General features: G+C 30.5%; 10 protein-coding genes. 6 read left to right on the forward strand and 4 right to left on the reverse strand.

Going from position 1 to position 12,353, the window contains the following annotated elements:
- Positions 1 to 72 precede the first annotated feature (72 nt).
- Positions 73 to 1,959 (forward strand): membrane protein insertase YidC, encoded by a 1,887-nt coding sequence (gene yidC, locus ACMFBB_RS03920; protein WP_435263157.1) that lies wholly within the window; start codon positions 73 to 75, stop codon positions 1,957 to 1,959.
- A gap of 419 nt (positions 1,960 to 2,378) precedes the next feature.
- Here yidC and ACMFBB_RS03925 read toward each other — a convergent pair whose 3' ends face one another.
- Entirely contained in the window at positions 2,379 to 4,097 is a 1,719-nt protein-coding gene (locus tag ACMFBB_RS03925) for a T9SS type A sorting domain-containing protein (RefSeq protein WP_435263158.1), read from the reverse strand.
- Positions 4,098 to 4,886: 789 nt separating this feature from the next.
- On the opposite strand from ACMFBB_RS03925, the gene ACMFBB_RS03930 reads away from it, so the two are divergent.
- Positions 4,887 to 6,152, forward strand: a complete 1,266-nt coding sequence (locus tag ACMFBB_RS03930) for a S8 family serine peptidase (RefSeq protein WP_435263159.1) — start codon at positions 4,887 to 4,889, stop codon at positions 6,150 to 6,152.
- Between the two features lie 252 nt (positions 6,153 to 6,404).
- On the opposite strand, the gene ACMFBB_RS03935 is transcribed toward ACMFBB_RS03930, so the two are convergent.
- Together ACMFBB_RS03935 and ACMFBB_RS03940 are read right to left on the reverse strand one after the other, a co-directional pair.
- Complete coding sequence (locus tag ACMFBB_RS03935) at positions 6,405 to 6,773, reverse strand: hypothetical protein (RefSeq protein ID WP_435263160.1); 369 nt, start codon at positions 6,771 to 6,773, stop codon at positions 6,405 to 6,407.
- A gap of 74 nt (positions 6,774 to 6,847) precedes the next feature.
- A complete protein-coding gene (locus tag ACMFBB_RS03940; protein ID WP_435263161.1) occupies positions 6,848 to 7,222 on the reverse strand; it encodes a hypothetical protein in 375 nt (124 codons plus the stop codon).
- Positions 7,223 to 7,411: 189 nt separating this feature from the next.
- Here ACMFBB_RS03940 and ACMFBB_RS03945 point away from each other — a divergent pair, with 189 nt between their 5' ends.
- Both ACMFBB_RS03945 and ACMFBB_RS03950 read left to right on the forward strand, forming a co-directional pair.
- Complete coding sequence (locus ACMFBB_RS03945; protein WP_435263162.1) at positions 7,412 to 8,359, forward strand: TonB-dependent receptor; 948 nt, start codon at positions 7,412 to 7,414, stop codon at positions 8,357 to 8,359.
- 74 nt (positions 8,360 to 8,433) lie between these two features.
- The gene (locus ACMFBB_RS03950; protein WP_435264268.1) at positions 8,434 to 9,885 is read left to right on the forward strand and encodes an outer membrane beta-barrel family protein; all 1,452 of its coding nucleotides are present in this window, start codon (positions 8,434 to 8,436) and stop codon (positions 9,883 to 9,885) included.
- A gap of 159 nt (positions 9,886 to 10,044) precedes the next feature.
- Here the strand turns inward: ACMFBB_RS03950 and ACMFBB_RS03955 are convergent, their stop codons facing one another.
- Positions 10,045 to 10,218 carry a hypothetical protein gene (locus tag ACMFBB_RS03955; RefSeq protein WP_435263163.1) on the reverse strand — a complete coding sequence of 58 codons (174 nt, stop codon included), beginning with the start codon at positions 10,216 to 10,218 and terminating at the stop codon, positions 10,045 to 10,047.
- A gap of 148 nt (positions 10,219 to 10,366) precedes the next feature.
- Here ACMFBB_RS03955 and fumC point away from each other — a divergent pair, with 148 nt between their 5' ends.
- Together fumC and ACMFBB_RS03965 are read left to right on the forward strand one after the other, a co-directional pair.
- Positions 10,367 to 11,764, forward strand: coding sequence for a class II fumarate hydratase (gene fumC, locus ACMFBB_RS03960; protein ID WP_435263164.1), 1,398 nt, complete (start codon positions 10,367 to 10,369; stop codon positions 11,762 to 11,764).
- A gap of 84 nt (positions 11,765 to 11,848) precedes the next feature.
- Complete coding sequence (locus ACMFBB_RS03965) at positions 11,849 to 12,322, forward strand: nucleoside deaminase (protein WP_435263165.1); 474 nt, start codon at positions 11,849 to 11,851, stop codon at positions 12,320 to 12,322.
- Positions 12,323 to 12,353: the final 31 nt, after the last annotated feature.

The raw sequence follows: 12,353 nt of genomic DNA on the forward strand, positions 1-12,353 counted from the left end.
ACTAAATTTGTCGGGTTTTTCTTTACACAAGAAAAACTTTAACTGACAGCTTGACATTTATAAAACATATCAATGGAACAAAAGAAATTCGATTTTAATTCCTTTATAGGAATGCTTTTATTAGGAGGTATTTTACTTTGGTGGGTGAACACTCAAAAACCCGAAGAATCTCCAGAAACTACTACAGGTGCTCAAACAGAACAAGTTTCAGAGACCACTCCTACATCACAAGACAACACAAGTACTATTGTTTTAAATGATTCTTTAAAGCAAATTGCTTTACAAAATAAATTAGGTGCTTTTTCTTATGGTGCTTTAACTAGTAAAGAAGGAACTTCTACAATAGAAAATGATTTATTAAAACTGACTATTGATAATAAAGGAGGACAAATTACTGAAGCTCTAATTAAAAATTTTAAGACGCACGATTCTTTACCGTTATATTTAATTAAAAATAAGAATGCTTCTTTTAATATTAATTTCGGAACAAACGATAATCGTATTTTAAACACTAAAGATTTACTATTTACCCCTTCCCTTATTAAAAATGGAGATACGCAAGTACTTTCTATGAAATTAAAAGTATCGGAAGATAAATTTTTAGAGTATCGTTATGAAATGAAAAATGATGATTACAGAATTAATTTTGCTATTCGTTCTCAAGGGTTAAGTACTACAATTAATGGTTCTCAACAAATTAATTTAGATTGGAATCTAAAAGCTTTTAGTCAAGAAAAAAGTTTAAAAACTGAGAACACTATGTATTCTTGGTTTTATTATAAATCAGATAGTGAAGTTGATAACTTAAGACCTGGGAACTCTGAAGTTTTAAATGATGTAAATTGGGTTTCGTATAAACAACATTTTTTCTCTTCTGCCTTACTAAGTGAAACTGCTTTTAATAATGCTACACTTACTTCTACTGATTTAGTAAAGGATCAAAAAACAGATACAATATTCACTAAAGCCTATGAATTAAAAGCCCCTTTAGCGCTTAAAAATGGTGAATTAAATTATAACATGCAATGGTTTTATGGTCCTACAGATTATAATTTACTTAAAACATATAAAGGAACAGATTTAGATCAAACAGCAGATTTAGGCTGGGGTATTTTCGGTACATTAAACCGTTATGTATTTTACCCAGTATTTAATATGCTTAAAGGATTTATTGGTAACTATGGTTTAATAATTATTTTAATGACAATTGTAGTTCGAATTATTATGTCTCCTGTACTATATAAGTCATATTTATCAAGTGCTAAGATGAAAGTTATTCGTCCAGAAATGGAAGAGATTAATAAAAAGTTTCCTGGTAAAGAAAATGCTATGAAGCGTCAGCAAGAAATTATGGCTGTTCAACGGAAAGCTGGAGTAAGTATGATGTCTGGTTGTATTCCTGCATTAATGCAAATGCCTGTTTTCTTTGCATTATTTAAATTTTTCCCAACTAACATTGACTTTAGACAAAAAAGTTTCTTATGGGCAAACGATTTATCATCGTACGATACTATTTACAAATTACCTTTTGATATTCCTTGGTATGGTAACCATGTTAGTTTATTTCCTATACTAGCCTCAATAGCTATTTTCTTTTATATGAAAATGAACCAAAGTCAACAAGCCAACATGCAAGCACCTCCGCAAGAAGGTATGCCCGATATGAGTAAAATGATGAAGTATATGATATACTTCTCTCCTATTATGATGTTATTTTTCTTTAATAATTATGCCAGTGGGTTAAGTTTATATTACTTCATTTCAAACTTATTAACTATTGCAATTATGTTTGTAATTAAAAACTTTGTAATAGATGAAGCTAAGATTCATGCAAAAATTGAAGAAAACAAAAAACGTCCTGAAAAGAAAAAAAGTAAATTCCGTGAACGTTTAGATACTGCAATGAAGCAAGCTCAAGAACAACAAGCAGCTCAACAAAGAATCAAAAACAAGAAATAATTATCCTGTAATAACAACATTATAATTTATACTATAAACCAGAAGAAATTTAATTCTTCTGGTTTTTTTAATGATTATTTTATGTAAATCAGCTACAAAAGGTGAGTACCATAATTAAATTTTATCGTAATAAAATATCTATTCCCTTGTCTACTTCAATGTAAAAAAAATCTATTTGTAAGCTTATTAAAGAATTATACCCTTTGTTCTAAAAAATTCATAAAAAGTAAAATTTTACAGAGATAATACCCTAGCTATAGCTAACTATAATAGTAATTAACAACGTACATAATTCATATATTACATTTACACAAAGTAAACATGGAACATAATTACTACTTAAACAGAATACAGTTTGAAAATAAAAAAACCGACTAAAGTTTACACTTTAACCGGCTTTATTAGTTTTAATAGAATGCCTATTCAATTACTAATTTTTTAGATACTTTGTTGTGTAATGTTTTAATCATTACAATATAAACTCCTTTATCTAAAGATTCCACATTAATAAAACTATCTTCTTTCCATCTAGATTTATAAACCTTCTTACCATATTTATTAATTATCTCCACCTCTGCTCCAAGCAAGTTAAAATTACTACTTAAAAATACTTTTTCTCTTGAAGGGTTAGGGTACAGCTGTATTGACTGAATTTTATCAACATGTAAATTCATCTCACCAATTTTTTTCATATTTTGATTGTGATTACGTTCAGAAACTTCATATTGTTTTTCCGATATAAAATTATAATTCAGCTTAGTTTTGCCTTTATTAATCTCACTTTCTATTTCATACACAAAAAATATTTTATCCGTGTAGCTAATTTGAGAACAATTAGTTTTTGATATATGTCGTACAAAATAAAACATCCCATTTTGTATATTAGGCACATTGTAGTTATGTGTTGGTGTACTTGAATTTACAATGGTATGTAAACTCCATGATGATAGGTTAGGATATGTATTTACTGTGCTTTTTAAAACAAACCAATTGCTTAAAACATTGCTAGGAACTGCTGCATTTAAAGCAAGAGTTGGTGATCCGTTACTAGGTGAGTTAATTACTCCGCTGAAATTTGAATTTACTCCCCCATTAAATGAATATGGTATTTTTACAACTTTCCTTTGCTCTCTCCAACTACAATTTGAGGTCCATACACCATGCTTTATCATGTAAAATTTACCTCCAATATTAGGAACACTATACGATCCTGTTAGTGCGTTTACATATCCTAGTACATTTACTACATCAGCGTCTGCAGTACTAAAACTACTCATTTCAGATATTTCATACTGATGTGCTATTCCATTTGGATTAACACCACTATTTGCTACATTAATTGATACAGTATTAGATGTTTCATTGCATGTAATACTTTTAGTAAATGCAGGATTTAAATTACAAACTACCTTAGAAATACTTACATCATCAATTAAAATAGCTCTAGCATTATCATTACCCATTTTTTCAATTGGCCACATTTTTAATCTTATTTCAACTTTATTAAAAATATTTGCTTCTCCTTGGGTAATTATAAATGAAGCTTTATACTCATTCCATTGAAAACTTGTTATACTTGGTGATGTATATATAACTTTGCTTTGCGAACAAGAATTTCCTGAACGTAATACAACTTCAACATTGTAATAATTAACAGGGTCTAACAGTGGGTTGGAAACTGCATAAAAGTTTTTAGCTCTAGCAAGATATAAAGACAAGTCATAGCCACCAGCTTGTAATGAATTTTTTAATGTTCCTCTTATTCTTTCTTCGCTTGCAGGGCTAGGTGGATATATGGATGTATATATTCCTGCATATCTATTTTTCCCTGTTCTTTCCGGTAGTCCTGCTGATGTAGTAAATTTATTATTTGGCACCTTTATTTGGGCTGAAGGACTATTTTTATCAAACAAATCAGAGCTCGGAAATGTAGTTTGATTATTAGCGTTATAAGGAATACACTCTCCTTTATAATGACTCCAATAAGTTGCTCGTTGCAACTGTCCTTGATTGTTTGGTATTGAGCCTAGTTCAAAACTGGGGTTTTCTACTAGGTTTTGTGATAATCCTATTTGAAAAAAAAATATGGTTACACAAAAGCATACAATGCTTAGCCATTTGTTGTTTTGATTCTTCATCTTTATAATTCTTTTTGGTAATAATTAAGTAGCACCTACTCTTTTAGTAATGGATTTTCGGTTTCCTCCATAAATAATTGAAAAATAATAGCTACTCTAACTCTGGAATATTTCAGAGTTTAGCAACTACACATTTTTGTCTCCTAAAAATAGCCTTTGAAAAAAATAAGAAAATAGAATAGTTTCTTGACAAACTAGAAATAATCTGGTAGCTTTAAAATTTAAACTCTAAGCTAACGGTATATTAATTGATTATAAAGTCTCCTTTTTTATTTACTTATTGTTAAATGAGTTCTCAAATGTAAAAGCTTTATTATCCCAATTAATTAACTAGTTTCCCTATTAAATGTTTTTCTTTCCCAGTGAAAAAAATAATTTTATAGGTTGTAAATTAAAAAAAGGTTAAAAAAATCTTTATTATATTTTTTTTAGATAAATTCTGTACAAAAACTTTAAAAGCAACATAAAATTATTTTTAACCAAACAGAATCAAATAAAAATACTTCAAACAGTAGCTTTTTTATTAACGAAAAAACCACTTAAAATGTTAATTAATTGTTAAATTAATATTTTAAACTCTTTTATTTTGCATTAAAAAAAGTAACAAATATTTAAATTACAAAAACCTGTTTATCCCTTTATTTACAATAGCAACACAGTTGCTTAAAATATAATTACCTTTATTTTTATACAATATAAAATTCTAAAAAACAAATACTTATAGTCATTTCTGCTATTTTTTATTTTAGAAGAATTTATATTTTTGAACCAAACTAAAACCCTTCAATTATGAAAAAATTAAACAATTTTTTTGTGAGTGCTCTATCAATTGCACTCTTAATTACTTCTTGTCAGAACGAAAATGTTTCTGACCAGAATACACAAAATGTAGAACCTATAGCGAGTGAAGGAAAAATCATTCCTGGGCAATACATTGTTGTATTTAAAAACTCAACAATTGCCCCTGCTTATAGGGTATTATCAAAATCACCAATTACCGATAGAAAAACCAAAGCAAGATCGGTAAGAAAAATTTCTGATAATTCGATTTCTGAAATGAACCGAATACTAACTGATCATAAGATTGATCAATCAAGAGTTTTGAATTACTACACTACTAAAATTTCTGGTATTACTGTAAAATTGAACAAAGAAGAAGCACTTGCTTTCTCTAAGGATGAGAATGTTGCTTCTATTGAGTTTGATCGTATTGTTGAAATTCCAGACTTTGAAATTGAAGAAACTATCACTTCATCTCGTTCGCAAAGAATGGCACAAGAAACTCCTTGTGGTGTAAGTAGAGCTGGAGGTTATTCAGATGGTTCTGGAAAAAACCAATGGATTTGGGTAATTGACAGTGGTATTGACTTAGATCATCCAGATTTAAATGTAGTTACTAACACTAGCTATGCAAAATCTTTTGTAGGAGGATCTGCAAATGACTGTAATGGTCATGGTACTCATGTTGCAGGAACCGCAGCTGCTAAAAACAATGGATTTGGTGTTGTAGGTGTATCTGCTGGTGCAGCTGTAGTACCTGTTAGAGTTTTTGGATGTAGCGGAGGTAGTAGTACTTCTACCATTCTAGCGGGTATTAATCATGTTGGTAGGTATGACATACCAGGTGATGTAATTAACCTAAGTTTAGGTGGTTATTATGGTAGTGGCTGTTCTAATAGTTCTGCTTATAAAAGCGCTTTATTAGCACTTTCAAACGCGGGTAGCTATGTTGCAATTGCAGCAGGAAATAGTAGTGGAAATGCAGCTTATTACAACCCAGCTTGTGTAAACGGGAGTAATATTTATACGGTAGCTTCTATGACTTGTAATAGAGGTTTTTCTTCGTTTTCAAATTATAACATGAACCCTATTGATGCAATTGCCACTGGAAGTAGTGTACGAAGTACTTATTTAAACGGAGGATACGCAACCTTAAGTGGTACTTCTATGGCTTCTCCTCATGTTGCAGGTATCATGCATGCTAGAGGAAGAGGACCCAGATTTTCTGGTTCTGTGAGATATAGAGGTGAAAACTACCCTATTGCAGTAAGGTAATTTATTTATAAATAATATTTTAAATGATACCCCATCTTTGAATAAACTCAAAGGTGGGGTATTTAATTATATTTTATCATTTTTCAAATAAGGTCAAACTTCATCTATTGATCAACCTATCTACCTAGAAAGACCACTAGTTTTAAAAACGAATTATAGCCATTAAATTTAGTAACGTAAGAATAAAAGTATTTTCAATTCCTAAAGTTCATTGTTTACTAATTTTACGGTACCTATTCTCATAACGATTTATTATATTCGTTTGACTTTTTCTTGAATCCAGTTAATTGTTAAATCTAGGAATTCCAATAATTGTGGAGACTCCCCTTCAAATGGATGCCTCGTATTTAAGGTGTGTGTTGCTTTCTCTATTAAACTTAATTCCACATTGTCTTTTTTCCATAAAAATTGAGTAACACCATGCTCGTATGGAATGGCCTCATCTTCTTTTCCATGGATGTAGTAAAATGGAGTTTTAATTTCATTTAAAATAGACGCTACATTCCATTTTTCATTTGCGCTTAAAACCTCACTTAAAAACTCACTTCCTTGAGGTAATTCTTGCTGGGTTCTATTATTTTTCTTGAAGAAAACTTTGTTCTCTTTCCAGTTTTCAATCATTGCTTTTGGCCATATATCAAGTTTCTTAACAGTCGCTAATAAAATAGCTCCAGTAACTGGTATATTTTGTTTTTCTAATTCTGAAATACCGAATGTTGTTGGATCCCTCCTAAACTATGAGCTAAATGGAATATTTTTGCTTGTGGATATTTTAATGCAATTGCCTTATGAACCTGAATAAAATCTAACCTTTCAAGACGCATACAATTTTTTTCATATTTAGCTAAGTCTTCAAATCTATCTGCATCTCCAATTACACCACCATGACTAAAATTGTAACTGAATGATGAAATGTTATGTTTCAATAATGTTTCTTGAATAAAAGGAAACATTCCGTAATTATAAAAACCATTATGACCATTAGTGATAATAACCATAATATCACTTGTTTTACTATGTTTAATAATTCCCTCTACAGCACCATGTTGAAAATTGAATTTTAATTTCATCGTTTTTATTTTTTTGATAAAAATAAATAAATATGCAACACCATTAACGCCTTTATAAAAGACTTTGCTACTTTAAAATTGTGTTCCTATTAAAAGAATTTAATATTTTTATTATTTAACAAACCTTTAACTATCCCCTTTTAAACCATTATAGACCTTAGTTGTCTAAAGTTTTCATAATCTAATTCAATGAAAAAAATTACAGTACTCTTAGTTTTTTTAAGCATTTCCCTTTATGCGCAAAAACCTAAAACAAAACCAGGTATTTCTAAAATAAGATTAACTGGAAAAATTATAGAAACAAAATCTAAACAACCTTTAGAATATGCTACAGTTGTTTTAAAGCATTTAAAAAACAATAGGGTTACTGGTGGAGTAACTGATATTAAAGGAAATTTTGACATTCAAATTCCAGAAGGAATGTATGCTATAAAAATTGAATTTATAGGCTTTAAAACTACCTCTCTTCCTAATAAGAAATTAACTCAAAACACCAATTTAGGCACCATTTCTTTGTATGAAGATGCCGAAACTTTAGAAGAAATTGAAATTATTGCAGAAAAGTCAACTGTAGAAATACGCTTAGATAAAAAGATATACAATGTTGGCAAAGACATGACTGTTAAAGGAGGTAATGCAAGTGATGTTTTAGATAATGTACCTTCCGTTAATGTTGATGTAGCTGGAACTGTTAGCCTACGGGGAAATGAAAATGTTCGAATTTTAATTGATGGAAAACCCTCTGCATTAGTTGGTTTAAATGGTACAGACGCTTTACGAAATCTTCCTGCAGATGCTATTGAAAAAGTAGAAGTGATCACATCTCCTTCTGCCAGATATGATGCTGAAGGAACCGCTGGTATTTTAAATATTATTTTACGTAAAGGAAAAATAACTGGTTTTAATGGCTCTGTAAATCTTACAGTGGGAAATCCTGACATGCTTAGAATATCTCCTAATTTAAATTTCAGGACTAAAAAGTTAAACATTTTTTCTAACTTAGGATATTCATACAGGAAAGGACGGGAAACTCTCAAAGTTTTTTTACAAATTTTGAGAATGACGGAACAATCAAAGATTACAGAAATGAAGATAGAGTTTTTGATCGAAAAAATAACAACTATAATGGTTCACTAGGTATTGAATACTACCTTTCTAAAAATAGTTCAGTAACTGGTACATATTTCTATAGAAAATCAAAAGGAGAAGATATAGCAACTAATGTTACTCAAAACTTTGATGCTAACAGGAACTTAGTTTCTACTGAAAACAGAATTGAAAATGAGAATGAAGATGGTAAAGACAATCAATTTTCTATAAACTACACGAATAACTTTGATGGTAATGGTAAAAAATTGATTATGGATTTTCAGTATGGAGACAGTAAAGAAATAGAAGATTCACCAGTTACAATCAACAGTGTTTTGTCTGAACAAAACTCACAAATTACGGAATCAAAAGACAAACTTTTTCAAATAGATTATATTTTACCTATTAGTGAAAACAGCCAAATTGAGCTTGGACATAAAACCACTTTACAAGACTTATATTCTGATTTCAAAGTTAGACTAAGACAACCAGACGGTTCTTTTGTTGAAAGTAGCTCTTCAAATGCGATAGATTTTAAACAGAATATATATGCCTTTTATGCACAATACGGTAATAAAGTTAATAAATTCTCGTACTTATTAGGTTTGCGAACAGAAATTACAGATATTGATTTAAAAGTAATAACAACAAATCAGTTTTCTGATAAAAATTACACCGAATGGTTTCCTACAGTTAACCTTGGATATGAATTAAATGATTCTGACAATCTAACCTTAGGATATAGTAGAAGATTAAGAAGACCTCGTCATTGGTTCTTAAATCCTTTTGAATCTCGAAGTTCAGCTACAAACGTATTTAGAGGAAACCCAGATATTAATCCTACTTTTACTAGCTCCTTTGATTTAGGATACACTACAAAAATTAGAAAGTTAACTTTAAACTCTTCTATTTATTACCAATATTCAACAGATATAATGCAGGGTGTATCTATTATTGAGGAACGAATAATAAATGGTACTCCTACAAATGTTTTTGTTCGTCAACCTGTAAACCTTAGTGACGAAAGCCGTTACGGCTTTGAACTAACGACGAATTACTCTCCAGCTAAATGGGCAAAATTATCAGCTACTTTTAATTATTTTAAATTTAAAACTGATGCCTTTTCTTATGTATATACAGCACCAAATGGAGATAAAATTACCACAAATTTAGAAGAAGTTAATAACAGTAGCTGGTTCACACGTTTTAATGCTCGAATTACACTACCTGCAAAAATACAATTGCAAACACGCATCATGTTTCGTGGCCCACAAGAAACTGCTCAGAGTGATAGAAAAGGGATGTTTGTAACTAACCTATCATTTAGTAAAGACATTTTTAAAGATAAAGCTTCTTTAGTATTAAATGCCAGTGATTTATTTAACACTCGTAAAAGAGAAACGACTACTTATAATGGGGACAGAGCAAATCCTAGCAATATAATTGATGGAAGTTTTCAGTGGAGAGAACGTCAAATATCTTTAAGTTTCACATATCGTTTTAATCAGAAGAAAAAACGCGAACGTACACAAAGAAACAATGAAAATGATGGTGGTGGTGAATTTGGAGGATAATAACCTCGTTCAAAATTTTTCGGTCTTGAAAGATTTATAGTTGTTTCATAATAGAACACAAAAAATAAAAAAGTTATTTCATCCTAACACATTATTAATAGTAATTAAAAAAGCTCGTTCAAATGAACGAGCTTCTTTTTTATATTATATAAAAACTACCTACTTGCCTTCGGCAGCTTTTTTGGCATCTCTTTTTAATTTTATATTTTCCCAGATAGTTCCACCAATCCAGTAAGGAACTACAAATGTTAATAAGAAAATTAACAACCAAAATCCAGCTGTAAAAATAAACATAAATAAAACTAAACCTGAGAATTCTGAAAAATCTAACATTTGTTTTTTATTAAAATTGTTACGAGCTACAAAATTATAACTATTTTTCGTCACAAGCAATAAAATCTGATAAAAATCAACTACTAAATCTATTAGAATTTGTAATTTTGGTCATCATTAATTTTTAGCTTTTTAAAATCATTTACAAATGAAATACAGAATCGAAAAAGATACTATGGGACAGGTAGAAGTGCCTGCTGATAAATATTGGGGAGCTCAAACTGAGCGTTCCCGTAATAATTTTAAAATTGGCCCTACTGCATCTATGCCTTTAGAGGTGGTATACGGATTTGCTTACTTAAAAAAAGCAGCTGCTTATACTAACTGTGAATTAGGGGTGTTAGCTCAAGAAAAAAGAGACTTAATAGCACAGGTATGTGATGAGATTTTAGAAGGTAAACACGACGACCAATTCCCTTTAGTTATTTGGCAAACAGGTTCAGGTACACAATCTAACATGAATGTGAATGAAGTTGTTGCTAATAGAGCGCATGAAATTGCTGGAAAAGTAATTGGTGAAGGAGAAAAAACAATTCAACCTAATGATGATGTTAATAAATCACAATCATCTAACGATACCTTTCCTACAGGAATGCATATTGCCGCTTACAAGAAAATTGTGGAAGTAACAATTCCAGGAGTAGAGCAATTACGCGATACTTTACAAGCAAAATCGGAAGCTTTTAAAGATGTAGTAAAAATTGGGCGAACTCACTTAATGGATGCTACTCCCCTAACCTTAGGTCAAGAATTTTCTGGATATGTTGCTCAATTAAATTTCGGTTTAAAAGCCTTAAAAAATTCATTAGCACATTTAGCTCAATTAGCTTTAGGTGGAACTGCTGTAGGTACTGGTTTAAATACTCCTGCTGGATATGATGTATTAGTAGCAAAATATATTGCCGAGTTTACAAAACTACCTTTTGTTACTGCTGAAAATAAATTTGAAGCTTTAGCTGCTCATGACGCTCTAGTAGAAACTCACGGATCTTTAAAACAGTTAGCTGTTTCTTTAAACAAAATAGCGAACGATATACGCTTAATGGCATCTGGTCCTCGTTCGGGTATTGGAGAATTAATTATTCCTGCTAATGAACCTGGTTCTTCTATTATGCCAGGAAAAGTAAACCCTACTCAAGCTGAAGCCATTACCATGGTTTGTGCGCAAGTTATGGGTAATGATGTTGCTGTTACTGTTGGTGGTACTCAAGGACATTATGAGTTAAATGTTTTTAAACCAATGATGGCTGCTAATGTGTTACAATCTGCTCAATTAATTGGAGATGCTTGTGTATCTTTTGATGTTAACTGTGCTGCTGGTATTGAACCAAACCATACTAGGATTACTGAATTAGTAAATAACTCATTAATGTTAGTTACTGCTTTAAACACAAAAATCGGGTATTATAAAGCTGCTGAAATTGCAAATACAGCCCATGAAAACGGTACTACTTTAAAAGAAGAAGCGGTACGTTTAGGATACGTTACTCCAGAACAATATGACGAATGGGTAAAACCTGAAGACATGACTGGAAGTTTAAAATAAACTTTTTAGTATACATATATGTTTAAAGGGTTGTAAATAAATTACAACCTTTTTTCATCTCTATTATTTAAATAATTTCAAAAAATGAATAAACACGAAGAATTTATGAGCGAAGCTGTAAAAGCAGCTTTAAGAGGAATGCAAAATAACGAAGGAGGACCATTTGGGTGTATTATTGTTAAAGACGGAGAAATTATAGGTCGTGGTAACAATAAAGTTACTTCAACAAATGACCCTACTGCTCATGCAGAAGTTACTGCTATTAGAAATGCTTGTAAAAATTTAAATTCTTTTCAGTTAGAAGGTTGTATTATTTACACATCTTGTGAACCATGCCCTATGTGTTTAGGTGCTATTTACTGGGCTAGGCCTGAAAAAGTTTTTTATGGAAGTAATCAAGTAGATGCTGCAAACATTGGTTTTGATGATGAGTTTATTTACAAAGAAATTCCATTACCTTATGAAAAACGTAGTATTCCGTTTGAACAAGTAGGTCGTAAAATAGCACTAGAACCTTTTGAAAAATGGACTGAAAAGCAAGATAAAACAGAATATTAAATAAGCTTAGACACAAACTCCACAACTAAAT

Origin of the sequence: Tenacibaculum sp. nBUS_03 (assembly GCF_051201695.1) — a bacterium.
Classification (GTDB): Bacteria; Bacteroidota; Bacteroidia; order Flavobacteriales; family Flavobacteriaceae; genus Polaribacter.